This window comes from Streptococcus sp. HMSC078H03 (genome assembly GCF_001808655.1).
Lineage (GTDB): Bacteria > Bacillota > Bacilli > Lactobacillales > Streptococcaceae > Streptococcus > Streptococcus salivarius_G.
The window spans coordinates 192,659-209,461 of sequence record NZ_KV794072.1; the positions used below are offsets into that span (position 1 = coordinate 192,659).

14 protein-coding genes and 1 other annotated feature are annotated in these 16,803 nt (G+C 36.8%); of the genes, 5 read left to right on the forward strand and 9 right to left on the reverse strand.

Annotation, left to right across the window (positions count from 1 at the left end; translation table 11 throughout):
* Nucleotides 1-253: 253 nt before the first annotated feature.
* The 7 genes from HMPREF2607_RS01115 to yfmF are packed head-to-tail and all read right to left on the reverse strand — an operon-like array spanning nt 254 to nt 6,702.
* Nucleotides 254-1,048 carry an energy-coupling factor transporter transmembrane component T family protein gene (locus HMPREF2607_RS01115; protein ID WP_048790840.1) on the reverse strand — a complete coding sequence of 265 codons (795 nt, stop codon included), beginning with the start codon at nt 1,046-1,048 and terminating at the stop codon, nt 254-256.
* On the reverse strand, nt 1,041-1,883 hold the full coding sequence (locus tag HMPREF2607_RS01120) for an energy-coupling factor transporter ATPase (RefSeq protein WP_070475421.1): 843 nt from the start codon (nt 1,881-1,883) through the stop codon (nt 1,041-1,043). The genes HMPREF2607_RS01115 and HMPREF2607_RS01120 overlap by 8 nt, the downstream gene beginning before the upstream one ends.
* Entirely contained in the window at nt 1,859-2,689 is an 831-nt protein-coding gene (locus HMPREF2607_RS01125; RefSeq protein ID WP_002892176.1) for an energy-coupling factor ABC transporter ATP-binding protein, read from the reverse strand. The genes HMPREF2607_RS01120 and HMPREF2607_RS01125 overlap by 25 nt, the downstream gene beginning before the upstream one ends.
* A 12-nt stretch (nt 2,690-2,701) precedes the next feature.
* Nucleotides 2,702-3,244: a CDP-diacylglycerol--glycerol-3-phosphate 3-phosphatidyltransferase gene (gene pgsA / locus HMPREF2607_RS01130; protein ID WP_070475423.1), complete on the reverse strand. Its 543-nt coding sequence runs from the start codon at nt 3,242-3,244 to the stop codon at nt 2,702-2,704.
* Nucleotides 3,245-3,256: 12 nt separating this feature from the next.
* Entirely contained in the window at nt 3,257-4,114 is an 858-nt protein-coding gene (locus HMPREF2607_RS01135; RefSeq protein WP_070475424.1) for a helix-turn-helix domain-containing protein, read from the reverse strand.
* A gap of 58 nt (nt 4,115-4,172) precedes the next feature.
* The gene (gene yfmH, locus HMPREF2607_RS01140) at nt 4,173-5,450 is read right to left on the reverse strand and encodes an EF-P 5-aminopentanol modification-associated protein YfmH (protein ID WP_070475426.1); all 1,278 of its coding nucleotides are present in this window, start codon (nt 5,448-5,450) and stop codon (nt 4,173-4,175) included.
* Nucleotide 5,451: 1 nt separating this feature from the next.
* Complete coding sequence (yfmF, locus tag HMPREF2607_RS01145; protein ID WP_070475428.1) at nt 5,452-6,702, reverse strand: EF-P 5-aminopentanol modification-associated protein YfmF; 1,251 nt, start codon at nt 6,700-6,702, stop codon at nt 5,452-5,454.
* A 77-nt stretch (nt 6,703-6,779) separates the two neighbouring features.
* On the opposite strand from yfmF, the gene yaaA reads away from it, so the two are divergent.
* Nucleotides 6,780-7,157: a S4 domain-containing protein YaaA gene (gene yaaA, locus HMPREF2607_RS01150; RefSeq protein WP_002892188.1), complete on the forward strand. Its 378-nt coding sequence runs from the start codon at nt 6,780-6,782 to the stop codon at nt 7,155-7,157.
* 2 nt (nt 7,158-7,159) lie between these two features.
* Entirely contained in the window at nt 7,160-8,260 is a 1,101-nt protein-coding gene (recF, locus tag HMPREF2607_RS01155) for a DNA replication/repair protein RecF (RefSeq protein WP_070475429.1), read from the forward strand.
* A gap of 181 nt (nt 8,261-8,441) precedes the next feature.
* On the opposite strand, the gene guaB is transcribed toward recF, so the two are convergent.
* A complete protein-coding gene (guaB, locus tag HMPREF2607_RS01160; protein WP_021144763.1) occupies nt 8,442-9,923 on the reverse strand; it encodes an IMP dehydrogenase in 1,482 nt (493 codons plus the stop codon).
* Nucleotides 9,924-10,101: 178 nt separating this feature from the next.
* Nucleotides 10,102-11,124: a tryptophan--tRNA ligase gene (gene trpS / locus HMPREF2607_RS01165; protein ID WP_002883969.1), complete on the reverse strand. Its 1,023-nt coding sequence runs from the start codon at nt 11,122-11,124 to the stop codon at nt 10,102-10,104.
* Between the two features lie 44 nt (nt 11,125-11,168).
* Nucleotides 11,169-11,408 (reverse strand) — a binding site (T-box leader).
* Between the two features lie 144 nt (nt 11,409-11,552).
* Between trpS and HMPREF2607_RS01170 the strand changes: the two genes are divergently transcribed.
* The 3 genes from HMPREF2607_RS01170 (at nt 11,553) to HMPREF2607_RS01180 (ending at nt 16,758) form a co-directional block, all read left to right on the forward strand.
* On the forward strand, nt 11,553-12,425 hold the full coding sequence (locus tag HMPREF2607_RS01170; RefSeq protein WP_013991342.1) for a YitT family protein: 873 nt from the start codon (nt 11,553-11,555) through the stop codon (nt 12,423-12,425).
* 66 nt (nt 12,426-12,491) lie between these two features.
* Nucleotides 12,492-14,114, forward strand: a complete 1,623-nt coding sequence (locus HMPREF2607_RS01175; protein WP_014635203.1) for an ABC-F family ATP-binding cassette domain-containing protein — start codon at nt 12,492-12,494, stop codon at nt 14,112-14,114.
* Between the two features lie 49 nt (nt 14,115-14,163).
* Nucleotides 14,164-16,758: a YfhO family protein gene (locus HMPREF2607_RS01180; RefSeq protein ID WP_021144766.1), complete on the forward strand. Its 2,595-nt coding sequence runs from the start codon at nt 14,164-14,166 to the stop codon at nt 16,756-16,758.
* The last annotated feature ends 45 nt before the right edge of the window (nt 16,759-16,803 follow it).

The following is a 16,803-nucleotide window of genomic DNA, read 5'->3' on the forward strand; positions in this document are numbered from 1 at the left end:
ATTTTAAGTTATTTTATTGTTTATGACTAATGGGTAAATCAACTGGCTTATTCTATATAGGGATTTTTCAATCCAGATTAAGCTGAAGAACTATAACCATGTATCTATGATACCTTGGAAATATAACATCCCCTTGTTAGGGATATTAAAAATATTACAAGTAGGTTGGGATTAGACGAAAAAAGAACGCCTACGTGGGCGTCCATCTAAAACTTCTAGGTCTTAAGACCTAGTTTTTATTTATCTCAACGAATTAACTCTTAAGATAAAAAAGCATTAATCCTAAAGATAAAATAGCAATAATTGATAAGGTATCTCGACCATTCCATGAAAGTCGACGATATTTTATTCGTCCTTCACCACCTTGATAGCCTCGTGCTTCCATAGCAATCGCCAGAGCATCTGCTCGTTTAAAGCTTGATGCAAACAAAGGAATTAAAATAGGTATTATTGACCGTACTTTCTGAATAATATTTCCTTCACCAAAGTCAACACCACGCGCCTTTTGAGCATTCATAATACGAGTCGTATCATCCATCAAAGTTGGTACAAAACGTAGACTCAAAGATAGCATTAAACCAATTTCATGTGCTGGCACTTTGAAAACAGTAAGTGGTTTTAAAAGTGATTCAACTGCATCAGATAAACTTAAAGGTGTTGTCGTTAGAGTAAGTAGGGTAGAAAAACTAATAATGAGGATAAATCTAAGAAATATCATCCAACCTTGATTTAAACCGACTTCCGTAATCTTTAAAAAGCCGATAGACCAAAGCACACTCCCTTTTGTATTGAAGAAAACTTGAAATAGGGTAGAAAATAAAATAATCCAAATCATTGGTTTAATTCCACCTAAAAAGAAACCAAGTTTTATTTTAGACAAGAAAACCAAGAAAAGTGTAAATAAAGTTATTACAGCATAAGTTAAAGGATTATTAGCCCAAAAGATAATAACAATATAAATCAACATGGCTAATAATTTACTTCTAGGATCTAATCGGTGTATAAAAGAGTCCCCAACAATATAACGTCCAATAATTAACTTATCCATGCGACAACACCTCTACGAATTCCTCGATTGTAATAGGGAGAGTTTCAAATCGATAACCTTTTTCTTGTAGCTGTAGTGCAAACTCTGTAATTTTAGGAACACCTAATTGCTTTTCTTTAAGAAAAGTAACCTTTTGAAAAACATCTTTAGGAGCTCCCGTCAACACTAGTTGCCCTTTTTCCATAACATTCACAGCTGTTGCATAATCGGCAACATCATCCATCAAGTGAGTAACTAAAACAATCGTCATTCCAGAAAGATGTAACTCCTTAAAGAGAGACATCAATTCCTTCCGGCCCTGTGGATCTAGACCTGCAGTCGGTTCATCCAGCACCAGAATATCTGGTTGCATAGCTAGAATCCCTGCAATGGCAACACGTCGCATTTGCCCTCCTGATAAATCAAAAGGATTCTGTCCATGAAATTCTTCCGGGAGTCCAACTAATTTTAGACTTTCAATAGCACGTTGTTCTGCTTCTTCCTTAGAAACTCCGAAATTTTGAGGTCCAAAGGCAACATCTTCTAAAACAGTCTCTGCAAATAACTGACTTTCTGGAAATTGAAAAACTAAACCTACTTTCTTACGAATTGGTTTTATGTCCTTGTTCTTTGATTGACTGGTTATGATCGTATCATCAACTTGAACCTGACCACTAGTGGGTAAATAAAGGCCATTCAAGAGCTGCATAATAGTAGATTTACCACTTCCTGTATGTCCAATAAAGGCTGTATATGAACCATCTTTTATCGTCGTTGTCAATTCAAAAAGGGCACGCCCCTCAAAAGGAGTACCCGCTTGATAGATATAACTTACATTTTCGAGAGAGATTCCCATAATTGTTCTACCAATTCCTTTTCTGTCAGATAGTCTTCACACTCTATCAGACCTTTATTTCTTAGCTTTTGAGTTAATAATGCACTAAAAGGGATATCCAAACCTAAGTCAACCAACTCTGTGCCTCTACTAAATAGTTCACGAGGACTTGAAACAGACTCCACTTTACCTTTTTTCAAAACCAAAACACGGTCGCTCAAAGCGACCTCATCGAGATCATGAGTAATTGATAAAACAGTCATTCCGTATTCTTTACGGATAGCTTTAATAGATTGAATCAATTCCTGGCGACCTTCTGGGTCCAGCATGCTAGTTGCCTCATCCAAAATCAAAATTGATGGTCTCATAGCTACAATACCTGCGATAGCCACACGTTGTTTTTGACCTCCAGATAATCTAGCTGGCTCTCTATCCTTAAATTCTGACATTCCTACAAATTCCAGAGCCTCTTGAACTCTTGAAGCCATTTCTTCATAGGGAACACCTTTATTTTCAAGACCAAAAGCAACATCGTCTTCAACAGTTGCCCCAACAAATTGATTATCTGGATTTTGAAAGACCATGCCAATCTTATCACGAATATCCCAGACATTCTCTTCTGTTAATTCTTGACCATCAACGATAATCTGCCCAGACTCTGCCACTAATAGTCCGTCAATAAGACGTGCTGTCGTGGATTTTCCAGAACCATTATGCCCTACAATGGATAGCCACTCCCCACGTTTCACGTGAAACGATACATCATCAAGAATATAGGATGGTTGATCTTGATGATATTTAAACTTTAAATTTTTTATTTCAATCATTTGTTTATCGTACTACTTGAAAGTATCCTTAAATAAGAAACCTGCACCTTTGAAATAATCATAGCCTGAGTAAATTGTAAAGAACAAAGCGATATAAAGCATAATTGTTCCAATAAAATGCAAATGACACAATAATAGAATGATAGATAACATCTGAGTCACTGTCTTAATCTTACCAGGCATAGCTGCAGCGAGAACTGTACCTCCGTTTTCCACTAATAAAAGACGAAGACCTGTGACTGCAAGCTCACGACAGATAATAACTGAAACTACCCAGGATGGCGCTTGATTAATACCTACTAGCATAATAAAAGCTGACATTACCAACATTTTATCCGCTAATGGATCTGCAAATTTCCCGAAATTAGTAACAACATGCCATTTTCGTGCCAAATAGCCATCCAAATAATCTGTAATACTGGCAACAGCAAAGACAACCGCCGCAGCAATATGCATGATATTACTTGACGCAAGTGATGTCATCAATAAAAAGATAGGAATCAAAATAATTCTAGCAAGTGTCAATAAGTTAGGTAAATTTTCTTTTTTAAACATTTCTTCTCGATTCTATTGGATTCTTAATGTTAGGTAGCTAGGTGTATTTTTATCTAATTGCGATAAATCAAGTGACTCCCCATTTACCTTTAGAGTTACTTTTGAAGATTGAGCAATAATAATTTGAGTGGGTTTCGTTTTATCAGAAAAATCTAAAGAGTATTTTGAATTTTTCGTTTTTGAAAGGAGGTAACTCTCTGAAGTCTCTGAATTATCTACTGAAAACCAGGTGTCATCATTATTTTCTGATAACTCTACATCTAAAACTACTGAAGAATTTACATTGGAGAAATCAACCATTAGCTGATTTCCTTGAGTTGTCGTTGTTACATTTGCCCCCGAAACGGTAACCTCAGAAATGCTTCGTGACGATTTAGCCTTACTAGCCGTTGATAGATGATTAACTGTAGAGATAATATTCGGTTTTATCACCTGAGGTTGATTAGAAAGATGTCTAATAATAATATAACCTACTGAACAAATGATAAGCAACGAAACCGCACTAAGAATTAGTAAAGGTAGATAGTTAGACTTTCTTTTTTCTTCACGTTTATGCTTTAAAAAGCGTGACATAGGAGCTTTGGTAGCTAAGCTTTCTTCCTTACGTTCAACTGGTTTCTTTTCTTTTTTTAGTTTTTGCTCGTTCTGTCTCTGCTCCTCAAACAGACGCTTTCCATCTAAACCAACCGAAGTGGCATACTTTTCAAGCGCTTCTTGCTGAATGTCCTCTGGCAAAGCTTTAAGTTGATCCATTTCCATAGCCAGAAGAAACTGAGCTTCGACTCCAGAAATTTTTTCTACATCATATAAACTTAATTCTTTCTTTATACGTGCTGCACGTAATTGCTCACCTAGAGAGTGTAACTTCATTTTTCCCCTTTCTAATATTCTTCTTTGTTTTCGTGTCTCTATTATAGCAAATAATCACTTATTTAGGGAAGACAACAAAATCGGTAATCTCTATATTTGAGAGATAATGATTCAAAAAATCCTTCAAATCCTTGGAAGTAATGCTCATCAGTTCCTGACCAAAATCAAAGTATGTTTTATCATTCTCAAAATAAGCTAAATACTGACTTCCTAAATTCTGGATATTATCTAGACTACGTAAAAATTCACCATACAAAGCTTTCTTTTGCAAATCCAATGCCTCATCCGTCAACAGTCTTTTTTTATCTGCCGACGTCATCACTTGACGAATTAAACTTGACATACGGATAGGTTCTGCAGTGTCCATAGTCATAATGACAAATGAATATCGATTAGATACTTCGTATTCAATTGACACAGACTCATCTATTTTTCCTTCAGCATACCAATTTTGATAATAAGGAGACGTCCAGCCAAACAGTAAATTAAACAATAACTGTACCATTATGTTTTCTCTCATACGATTATCAGTAAAAGGAACACTCTTAAAACCAATGGCTAGCTTTGAGATGAAAATCTCCATTTGAAGACTATCTAATTTTTGGATATCTGACTCAATCGGGTTCTTTTCTTTTTCAACTATACTCTCAGGTAGTGTAAACTCACTTTGTTTTTCATTGACAAAAGTGTAAATATCTTCAACATCAAAATCACCTACCAAAACGAGATGACAGTTTGCTGGTTTGTAAAAGCAATCAAAATTATCTTTCAAATCCTTTACAGTAATTTTTTCAATGCTATCAACACTTCCAGCAATGTCTTGCCCTAATATAGTATTGGGATACAAACTTTGTAAACAACCCAGATATACTCTATAATCAGGATCATCCTGATACATATTTATTTCTTGTTCAATAATTCTTTTTTCATGGTTGACAGCATCTTCGGAACTTGTAAACTTCGATGTAAACTTTAATAAAAGTTCTAAAGACTCCTCAAAGTGATCAAGGGTAGAGAAATAATATGTTGTCTTATCCAAGGTTGTAAAAGCATTGACATCAGCTCCAAGCTTGACAAAATCCAATGTCACATCCCTTCCCTGCTCATCCTCAAATAGCTTGTGTTCCAGAAAATGAGCAATACCTGCAGGATAAGATTGTAACTCACCATCAATATAAAAGTGATTATCTAGCGCCCCAAAATTCGTTGACAAAAAGGCGGCTTTTTCTAAAAATCCTTTTTTCTTAATAATTGATAAAGACATACCATTATCTAAAATTGCTGAATAAACTTCTTCATCAATTTTTTGATAATAACGTTTCTTCAAAGCAGCCATTCTAAGACACTCCTTCTAAAAAGAACAAACTCTGTAGCTTAACTTGACGCGCTACACGGCAAACATCTTTTTTAGTAACCTTCTCAATCTCATCTAACCAATTCTCTAATGAAAGACTTTTATCGCCAAAAATCACCTTATTAAAACGTTGTTCCACCAATGTTAAGGCATGATCTTCAGAGAGTAGGGCATTCATTCGTATGATTTTTTTGGTTTGATTCAGGAGAGAACTTGAAAAACGTCCTAATTTAATATAATTCAATTCTCTACTAATTCCTCGCATAGCCTGATTTCTATTAGATTTTTCAATTCCAGCGTAAACTTCTAGTAAACCTGTAAAGACATCAAATTGACTACTAATTGAATAAGCCAATCCTTCCTTTTCTCGAAGCGTTGTAAATAAAGCAGAGTGGGCAAATTCACCAAACATGGCATTGAATACAATTAAAGCAAAGTAATCTTTATCTCCATATTGACATGAAAATTGGTACCCTAATTGTAAAATAGATTGACTACTCTGTCTAGGTTCTATCTTTTCTTTCACCACATTGACACAAGGTTGACTATAGCTAAACTGTAAATCAAATTGACGTCCCTCCAAAGGAAAACGATGTAAACCTTGGAGTACTTGATAATCATCAAATTCTCCAACCATAAAGATATCAATACGATCTCTTGTCAACATACTTTGAAATTCTTGATAAGCTGTAAACGAAGTCTCGACTTCAACAAGTTCTGCTTGACCATATTTGGGAACTTTCAAGCCCTCATTTACAAAATAAAGCTCTCTTCCCTTAACTTCACTGTAATAGTAATTATTCTCTGTGTCAACATCAAGGTAGGTCTTTAAATTTTGTTTCTCTATATCAAATACTTTATTTTGGTATTGAGCTACTCTTGACAGTGGCTTGTAAAGACACTCTTTCAAAAATCCTAGAACTTCCCAAAATAATCCATTATTCGTAGGGATAAAGGCATCTTTCAGGTACGTCAACTCTATGTCAACACTATGTGTCAACCCTTTAGTTAACACTCTAGTTGACAACTGTGTTCCATAAAGAGAAGCTAATCTCTCTTTAAAAGACTGTACTGTTGGATACGTCTGATTGGCTGTAGCCAACATTTGTGAAACCAGAGCTCGTTTAGCAATTGTTTGTTTATTCAAAGAACCTGTCATTCGAAAAACAATACGATTAGTTTTATATTTTTGTGTTGGAATGAAGTGTACATAGACACCATCAGCAATTTTCATTGATAACCTCTAAAAAGTTTATGCTTCCAATTATACCATTTTTATGCTATCTTATCTCAAGAGAAAGTTGAGGTACTATGGAATATAAATTATTTGATGAATACATCACACTGCAGGCACTTTTAAAAGAATTAAGTATCATTCATAGTGGCGGAGCTATTAAAGGTTTTTTAGCTAACAATACCGTTTTATTCAATGGTGAGGATGAAAAACGTCGTGGAAAAAAACTTCGTTATGGGGATGTTATTACTATTCCGTCTGAGGAACTTGAAATAACGATTATAGCTCCTACAACAAATGAAATTGAAGAGCATCAAAAAGAAGTCGCTGAAAAAGCACGTGTTGCTGCCATTGTTAAAAAAATGAATCAGGATAATAAAAAGAAACAAAAGGCACATCCGTCAAAAGAAGGCAATAAAACTAAACGAAAACCCGTTCGTTTCCCAGGAACCTAACTATGTGGCTCGAAAATATTGATATTCAACACTTTAGAAATTATACTGAAGCCTCTGTGAGCTTCTCACCTCATCTCAATATTTTTCTTGGTCGCAATGCTCAAGGGAAAACAAATATTCTTGAGGCCATCTATTTTCTAGCATTGACACGTAGTCATCGGACCCGTTCAGATAAGGAACTGATTCAATTTCAGCAATATACTCTCAAACTGAACGGCATCGTGCATCGTCATAGTGGAAAGCTACCTCTGGAAATCAGTTTATCTAATAAAGGCCGCATAACAAAGGTCAACCACCTCAAACAAGCTAAATTATCCGATTATATCGGTCACATGACAGTGGTACTCTTTGCTCCTGAGGATTTACAACTTGTAAAGGGATCTCCAAGCCTAAGACGTAAATTTATAGATATTGATTTAGGACAGATTAAGCCTGTTTACCTTTCAGACCTATCAAGTTATAATCATGTACTCAAGCAACGTAATGCTTATCTCAAATCTACTGACAATGTAGACATTAATTTTCTCTCAGTGTTAGATGAACAGCTTTCCGATTTTGGAGCACGCGTTATCGAACATAGACTAGAATTTATCAAGCAATTAGAGGAAGAGGCAGATAGACATCATAGTAATCTCTCAAATCAGATAGAGCGCCTTAAAATCTCCTACGAATCTAATATACCATTCGGGAATAACAAAGTTATTCGTGAATCATTTTTAACCACGTTAAAGCAAAATCACAAAAGGGATATCTTCAAAAAGAACACTGGTGTTGGTCCACATAGGGATGATTTGACATTTTACATTAATGACATGAACGCATCTTTCGGCAGTCAGGGGCAACAACGTAGTCTCATTCTTTCTTTAAAAATGGCTGAGATTGCTCTGATAAAAAAAGTAACAGGTGAATTTCCAATTCTTCTCCTCGATGATGTCATGAGTGAGCTTGACAATCACCGTCAACTCAAACTGTTAGAAAGTATTGACGAAGAGGTTCAAACCTTCATGACGACAACTTCACTTGATCATCTGAGTAACCTACCACCCGATTTAAAGACCTTCTTAGTCAAGAATGGTATTATTTGTGAAAAACAAGTCGATTAAGCGACTTGTTTTTCTGTTTTCTGTGCTTTACATATATGACAGGTGATGTAAAAAAGAGTGTAAACAAAAACTCACCCAAACCCTTTGTTAACAATTTTGTTTGTGTAAATATATTGTAAACCTCTGTAAAAACCAATGTAAAGAAAAAGTACTTACCTGAAGTAAGTACTTTTTTGTTTTTTTAATGAGCTGAGTAGTTGGGCGCCTCGTTTGTAATTTGAACATCGTGAGGGTGACTTTCAATAAGTCCTGCACCTGACATTTCAACAAACTGAGCTTTGTCATGTAAAGCCTGGATATCTTCTGCACCTGTATAACCCATACCTGCACGGATACCGCCAATCAATTGGAATACGATATCAGCAGCAGAACCTTTATAAGCTACACGGCCTTCAATTCCTTCTGGAACAAGTTTATTCGCTTCATTAACTGCACCTTGGAAGTAACGATCGCTTGATCCTTTCTTCATCGCTGCAATTGATCCCATACCACGGTAAGATTTGTATTTACGACCTTGGAAAATCTCAGTTTCACCTGGTGCTTCATCAGTACCAGCAAACATAGAACCAAGCATTACAGCATTACCACCTGCTGCAAGAGCTTTTACAATATCACCTGAGTATTTGATACCGCCATCAGCAATGATTGTTTTTCCGTATTCACGCGCAACACTAGCTGCATCGTAAATAGCAGTGACTTGAGGAACACCTACACCCGCAACCACACGTGTTGTACAAATAGAACCTGGTCCGATACCTACTTTAACAACATCGACACCTGCTTCATAAAGTGCACGCGCACCTTCAGCTGTTGCGATATTTCCTGCAATCAAAGTACGGTCTGGGAAGTGGGCACGAATTTCAGCAATTTTACGAAGAACACCTGCTGAATGACCATGTGCAGTATCAATGACAATAGCATCTGCGCCTGCTTCAAAGAGAGCTTCTGCACGTTCAAAGGTATCAGAAGTAACACCTACAGCACCTGCTACCAAAAGACGACCGAACTCATCCTTAGCTGCATTAGGAAACTCGATAACTTTTTCGATATCCTTAATAGTAATAAGTCCTGACAAACGACCTTCTTCATCAACTAGAGGTAGCTTTTCAATACGATGCTCATGAAGAATACTTTCAGCCGTTTCTAGATCTGTTTCAACTGGAGCAGTGACCAATTTCTCAGAAGTCATGTGTTCTGAAATTGGAGTATCGTAATTAGAGATAAAACGCATATCACGGTTTGTGATAATACCAACCAATTTACGATTTTCAAGTGTCTCAACAATTGGAACCCCTGAGATACGGTAACGCTGCATCAACTCTTCAGCTTCAGCAACTTTATTTTCAGGCGTTAGGAAGAATGGATCAATGATGACACCATTTTCAGAGCGCTTTACTTTTCGAACTTCTTCAGCTTGTTCCGCAATAGACATGTTTTTGTGAATGACACCCAAACCACCTGCACGAGCAATTGAGATAGCCATCTTACTATCTGTGACCGTATCCATGGCTGCAGTGATAATTGGGATATTTAATGTCAAATTTTTAGCCAATTTCGTCTTCAAGTTGACGTTGTTTGGTAGAACATGACTTTCCGCAGGAATAAGCAATACGTCATCAAAAGTGTAACCTTTTTTCAAGAATTTAGTGTCCCAATTTGACATTATAATCGTCCTCTTTTCTCAAAGTTTGGAGGTACAGAAACCCCAGTCTATTTTTTAATTGATAATATCATATCATGCTAAAATGATTTGTCAACAGATTTCGCATAAGATTCTAAGAAAACCTTTTTCCAAATAAAAATAGGGCTCCAGATTATCTTGAGTCCCTACTTTTTATTTCTTAGAAATAATTAATTCCCATTGCTTCTTTTACTTCTGCCAATGTTTGTCCAGCAACTTCACGCGCTGCTTGACTACCTTTTTCAAGCATACGGAAAACTTCTCCCATATCCTTGGCATACTCTAAACGACGTTCACGAATTGGAGCTAACTCACGTTCTAAGATTTCTAGAAGATAACGTTTTGTCTTCACATCTCCTAAACCACCTCGTTGATAATGTTCTTTCATTTCAGCAATTGTAGTAGCATCCTCTTCGCGACCAAAGATATCAAGATAATGGAAAACCATATTACCTTCAATTTGGCCTGGATCTTCCACACGAATATGATTTGGATCCGTATACATGCTCATGACTTTTTTACGAACAGTGTCCTCATCATCTGAAAGGAAGATACCATTACCCAAGGATTTAGACATCTTAGCATTACCGTCTAGACCTGGAAGGCGTCCTGCAGCTTCATTTTCAGGGTAGATCCCCTCTGGCTCAACCAAAATATCACAATTATAAGTATGATTGAAGCTACGTGCAATTTCACGTGTCTGCTCAATCATTGGCTTTTGGTCATTACCTACAGGAACATAATTTGCTTTAAAGGCCGTGATATCAGCTGCCTGAGAAATTGGATAAACTAGAAATCCTGTTGGAATCGATTCTCCGAAGCCTTTTTGAGCAATTTCCGTCTTAACCGTTGGGTTACGCTCTAAACGTGCCAATGAAACTAGGTTCATGTAATACATAGTCAACTCAGCCAACTCAGGAATCTGACTTTGAATGAAAATAGTTGACTTCGCTGGATCCAAACCTACAGAGAGATAATCTAAAGCAACATTCCCAATTGATTCTTTGATGATCTCTGACTCTTTTGCGTGATCCGTAAGAGCTTGCTGATCAGCCAAGAAGACAAACATGTTATATTTATCTTCGTTTTGTAAAAGGACACGATTTTTTAAACTACCAACATAGTGTCCTAGATGAAGTTTCCCTGTTGGACGGTCTCCCGTCAAAATAATAGGTTTCGTCATATAATTACCTCTCTAATACAAAAAAATCCCCACGCAAAAACATGCGTGAGGGCGTTAATCACTTTTGATACGCGGTACCACCTCAGTTGATAACTCTTTCTGCAGCTATCATCTCAAACCTTCTCAACAAAGAAGTTGCACGATAAGGGGTGCCAAACCTAACGTTTATGTGTTCACGTTAATCGTCAATTCTCTTCAGCCCATTCATTCCACCTTCATACTGGTTTGCAGCTACCACCAGCTTTCTATAAAAAAGGTAAGAATTACTCTTCTGATGACTATTATTCTACATTGTTTTATCTATTTTTGTCAAGGTTATGTTTCCAGTTTCACGTGAAACACAACCTCATATTCAACCAAAATAGTCATTACTTGACGGAAACTTAAAAAGACTTGATAATAAGAATATCATATCTAGGAGATAATATATGAAACGTCGAATAATAGACATACTTTTAGTTACAATCGGTTCTTTTATAGCTGCTGTCGGCTATAACTCACTTTTAGTTAAGAATAATATTGCTTCAGGTGGTGTCGGAGGGCTAGCCATTAGTTTAAATGCCCTTTTTGGCTGGAATAATGCTAACTTCGTCTTAGCAACAACCATCCCTTTGTTAATTTTATGTTGGTTCTTTCTTGGCCGCGAAGTTCTCCTAAAAACCTTCTATGGGTCTCTTGTCTTCCCAATGTTTATTAAATTAACTGAGGGCTTACCGACACTCACCAAACAACCTTTGTTGGCTGCTATTTTTGGTGGGATTGTATTAGGGCTAGGACTAGGAATAGTCTTCTATGGAAATTCCTCAACTGGAGGAACTGGAATTATCACACAAATTCTCAACAAATATACGCCACTCCCACTAGGAATGGTACTACTTATTGTCGATGGAATCATTGTCGCAATCAGTGCTATTGCCTTTCCTCCTGATACTGTTATGTATTCCATTCTCTCACTTGGAGTTGTTTCTCTTACAATTGATAAAATGATGGTCGGACTCAATTCATCACGAAATCTTCTAATCATTTCGCAAAATAGTGAACAAATCCTAAACTACATCACTAGAGTGGCTGATCGAGGAGCAACAAAAATCCCAGTTCTTGGTGGACATACCGGACATGCACAAAATATGATTATGACTACCTTGTCAACTCATGAGGTTCCAAAAGTTCAAGAAGAAATCCAAAAAATAGATGAAACTGCCTTTATCGTCATTGTTCCTGCTTCTACAGTTATGGGACGTGGATTTAGCCTCCAAAAAGATTACCAAAGAGTTCCAAATGACTTTATCAATCCCTTGTAAAATCAATTGAAATAAAGTCTAATTTCTCGTAAAATAGTAGTTAAGAATAAAAATAAAGGATATTATATGCTTACTGTATCAGATGTATCGCTTCGTTTTAGCGATCGTAAACTTTTTGATGATGTTAACATTGCCTTCACGCCAGGTAATACTTATGGTCTTATCGGTGCTAATGGTGCTGGTAAATCCACTTTTTTGAAAATTTTAGCTGGTGATATCGAACCAACGACAGGACACATCTCTCTTGGTCCTGATGAACGTCTTTCTGTCCTTCGTCAGAACCACTTTGACTATGAAGAAGAACGCGTTATCGATGTTGTTATCATGGGTAATGAACGCCTCTACGATATCATGAAAGAAAAAGATGCCATCTACATGAAAGAAGATTTTTCAGATGAAGATGGTGTCCGTGCTGCTGAATTAGAGGGACTCTTTGCTGAATTAGGTGGTTGGGAAGCTGAAAGCGAAGCCTCACAATTGCTTCAGAATCTAAATATCCCAGAAGACCTTCACTATCAAAACATGAGTGAATTGGCTAATGGTGACAAGGTCAAGGTTCTCCTTGCAAAAGCACTCTTTGGTAAACCAGATGTACTTCTTCTTGACGAACCTACCAATGGTCTTGATATCCAGTCAATCTCTTGGCTTGAAGATTTCTTGATTGATTTTGAAAATACGGTCATTGTCGTATCCCATGACCGTCACTTCTTGAATAAGGTGTGTACGCATATGGCCGACCTTGACTTTGGTAAAATCAAACTCTATGTCGGTAACTATGACTTCTGGAAACAATCTTCAGAATTGGCTGCACGCTTGCAGGCTGACCGTAATGCCAAAGCAGAAGAAAAAATTAAGGAACTTCAAGAATTCGTTGCTCGTTTCTCTGCCAACGCTTCAAAATCTAAACAAGCGACTTCTCGTAAGAAAATGCTTGATAAAATTGAGCTAGAAGAAATCGTCCCATCAAGTCGTAAATACCCATTTATCAATTTCAAAGCAGAGCGTGAAATCGGTAATGACCTTCTAACAGTTGAAAATCTCACTGTTAAGATGGATGGTGAGACTATTCTTGACAACATTAGTTTCATCTTGCGACCAGGAGATAAGACTGCCATCATCGGTCAAAACGATATTCAAACAACTGCATTAATTCGTGCTCTTGCCGGTGATATTGACTACGAAGGTACAATCAAATGGGGTGTTACTACTAGCCGGTCTTACCTTCCAAAAGACAATTCTAAAGACTTTGCATCCGGTGAATCAATTCTCGAATGGCTTCGTCAATTTGCCGAAAAAGGTGAAGATGATGATACTTTCTTGCGTGGATTCCTTGGGCGTATGCTCTTCTCAGGGGATGAGGTTAATAAATCTGTTAGTGTTCTCTCAGGGGGAGAAAAGGTACGTGTCATGCTTTCTAAACTCATGCTTTTGAAATCTAACGTCCTTCTTCTGGATGATCCTACTAATCACTTGGATTTGGAATCAATCTCCAGTCTGAATGATGGCGTCCGTGACTTCAAAGAGTCTGTTATCTTTGCCAGTCATGACCATGAATTTATTCAAACAATAGCGAACCACATCGTAGTTGTTTCTAAAAATGGGGTTATTGACCGTATTGATGAAACTTATGATGAGTTCCTTGAAAATGAAGAAGTGCAAGCTAAAGTCAAAGCACTATGGGCTGATTAAACTATAAAAAGATGCAGGTTGGGATATCCCAACCTGTCTTAGTATCATTATGACAAATAAAAAATACCATACGACTTTATTATTTTATCTGGCTGCTTTTTTCTTGCCCGTACTAATCATGATAGGGGTGCTGTATAGCCAAAAAATCTATCCTGGTAGTGAGCGGACTATTTTAACAAGTGATGGTTTTCATCAGTATGTGATTTTTGCAACTGGACTTCGGAATATACTTCATGGAAATGGGAGCCTCTTTTACACCTTTACAAGTGGTCTAGGGCTTAATTTCTATGCTCTAACAAGCTATTACCTAGGTTCCTTCTTGTCTCCACTTTACTATTTCTTTACTGTCAACCAAATGGCCGATGCTTTTTATTATATAACACTCCTTAAATTCGGGCTTATTGGGTTATCAGGAGCTTTTAGTTTTAAGCGGCTCTTTACAAAAGTGTCAAGAAGTTTCATCCTATGTCTTTCTACAGGATTTTCTTTGATGAGCTTCGCTACCAGTCAGTTAGAAATTAATACCTGGCTAGATGCCTTTATTCTAGCACCTCTAATCATATTAGGTTTACACCTCTTACTAAGATTCAATAAACGGGGCTTATACTTTTTTAGCCTAACCTGTCTTTTTATCCAAAATTACTATTTTGGTTATATGATGGCTATTTTCCTAACCCTTTACACCATAGTACAATTGATAACTATCAAGGGATGGAAGAGTAAGATTCTTCATTTCATAGACTTTGGAATTGTTTCTATACTTGCTGGTTTAAGTAGTGCTGTCATGTTACTGCCTACACTACTTGACTTGACCACACATGGTGAAAAGTTTACAGGTGCGTCAAGTTTGTTGACAGAGTCCACCTATTATTTTGACTTCTTTGCGAAAAATCTCGTTGGAGTTTACGATACTACTAAATTTGGGTCAATACCTATGATCTATGTGGGAATCTTACCTTTGATTCTTTTTCTACTTTTCTTTATTAGTAGGGAAGTCAAGCTATCATTACGTATAGGTTATCTCCTATTAGTAGCTTTCTTTATCGCTAGCTTCTACTTACAGCCTCTTGATTTGTTTTGGCAAGGAATGCATGCACCCAACATGTTTCTCCATCGCTATTCTTGGCTCCTATCTCTCCTAACTGTTCTTTTGGCAGGAGAAACACTCAACCGAATTAAAAACTTTTCTTTTAAAAGACTCCTCATATCTTTCTTAGGATTGAGTACCGCTTACTTACTAACTTGGATTTTCCAATCTCACTATAGCTTCATTGAATCAGTCTCCTGGCTATTAAGCCTAGCATTTCTTCTAGCCTATGCCATTCTATTTATTAGCTATTTTAGACAGCAAATTCCTGGGAGTGTTTTTCGCTGTTTCACCTTCTTGTTCTGCATTTTTGAGCTTGCATTAAGTACTTACTATGTTGTTGGAGCTCTGGGAAATGAGTGGGTATTCCCAACTCGTGAAGGCTACCTACGAAATATGTCTGCCATTACAAAACTAGTTTCAGATACTAAGCAAGCGAATAAGACTTTTTACCGTACTGAAAGGTTAGAGGCTCAAACTGGTAACGACAGTATGAAATTTAACTATAATGGTATTTCTCAGTTTTCATCCATTCGAAATACTGCTTCAAGCTCAACACTCGATAGGTTAGGCTTCAAATCTGAAGGGACTAATTTAAACCTACGTTACCAAAATAACACCATTATCGCTGATAGTCTCTTCGGAATAAAATATAATTTATCGAACTTTGACCTTAATAAGTATGGTTTTAATCACGTAACTTCTGAGAAAACAATGGGGCTTTATCAAAATAATAATGCAAGTCAGCTTGCTATCTTAACTGATGGCATTTACAAGAATATTGACTTCACTGTCAATACGCTTGACAATCAAACTAGCTTGCTAAATGCTCTATCTGGACTTAACTTAACCTATTTTAAACGAGCTCCATCTCAACTTTTTGATCAAGATGCTAAGTCTTTGAATCAGCGCGTGGCTAAAAACGTTAGTAACTCGAATAAAGATTTTGTAACAATCACCTATCGAGTCATCGCTCCACCACATAGTCAACTCTATGTTAGTGTTCCTAATATTTCTTGGTCCGATGACAATAACCACTCTCTGTCAATTACTGTAAATGGTGTGACAAGGAATCAAGTTACTGACAATACCTTCGATTTCTTCGATCTTGGCTACTTTGAAACAGAATCAATGGTTACCATCAAACTTAGTTTTCCTGGCAATAAAGCAATATCTTTTGATAATCCTAGTTTTTATGCCCTTGATACTCACAACTATCAGATAGCTATGGATACTATTAATGAACGTGATAGCAAGGTTACGACGTCAAATAATAAAGTGTTCGTTGATTATAGTAGTAAAACGAATGCCTCACTATTCTTCACCATTCCATACGATAAGGGGTGGACAGCGACTATAAACCATAAAAAAGTTAAGATTCAACGAGCCCAAAAGGGGTTCATGAAAGTTGATGTCCCTAGTGGGAAAGGTAAAGTTGTTCTAACCTTCATTCCCTATGGTCTTAAGACAGGTTTAGTGATTAGTCTATTGGCAAGTATCATATTTTGTTGCTACGCTTATTTCATCAGAAAAATAACCGTTATTCAAAAACGCTGATTATCTTAAATTAAATAGGTCTGGAACAATTGTTCCAGACCTATT

Bases quoted from the DNA above. Each gene is read 5' to 3' on its own strand.
- HMPREF2607_RS01115 (WP_048790840.1), bottom strand. From the start codon at position 1,048: ATGGATAAGTTAATTATTGGACGTTATATTGTTGGGGACTCTTTTATA.
- HMPREF2607_RS01120 (WP_070475421.1), bottom strand. From the start codon at position 1,883: ATGGGAATCTCTCTCGAAAATGTAAGTTATATCTATCAAGCGGGTACT.
- HMPREF2607_RS01125 (WP_002892176.1), bottom strand. From the start codon at position 2,689: ATGATTGAAATAAAAAATTTAAAGTTTAAATATCATCAAGATCAACCA.
- pgsA (WP_070475423.1), bottom strand. From the start codon at position 3,244: ATGTTTAAAAAAGAAAATTTACCTAACTTATTGACACTTGCTAGAATT.
- HMPREF2607_RS01135 (WP_070475424.1), bottom strand. From the start codon at position 4,114: ATGAAGTTACACTCTCTAGGTGAGCAATTACGTGCAGCACGTATAAAG.
- yfmH (WP_070475426.1), bottom strand. From the start codon at position 5,450: ATGGCTGCTTTGAAGAAACGTTATTATCAAAAAATTGATGAAGAAGTT.
- yfmF (WP_070475428.1), bottom strand. From the start codon at position 6,702: ATGAAAATTGCTGATGGTGTCTATGTACACTTCATTCCAACACAAAAA.
- yaaA (WP_002892188.1), top strand. From the start codon at position 6,780: ATGGAATATAAATTATTTGATGAATACATCACACTGCAGGCACTTTTA.
- recF (WP_070475429.1), top strand. From the start codon at position 7,160: ATGTGGCTCGAAAATATTGATATTCAACACTTTAGAAATTATACTGAA.
- guaB (WP_021144763.1), bottom strand. From the start codon at position 9,923: ATGTCAAATTGGGACACTAAATTCTTGAAAAAAGGTTACACTTTTGAT.
- trpS (WP_002883969.1), bottom strand. From the start codon at position 11,124: ATGACGAAACCTATTATTTTGACGGGAGACCGTCCAACAGGGAAACTT.
- HMPREF2607_RS01170 (WP_013991342.1), top strand. From the start codon at position 11,553: ATGAAACGTCGAATAATAGACATACTTTTAGTTACAATCGGTTCTTTT.
- HMPREF2607_RS01175 (WP_014635203.1), top strand. From the start codon at position 12,492: ATGCTTACTGTATCAGATGTATCGCTTCGTTTTAGCGATCGTAAACTT.
- HMPREF2607_RS01180 (WP_021144766.1), top strand. From the start codon at position 14,164: ATGACAAATAAAAAATACCATACGACTTTATTATTTTATCTGGCTGCT.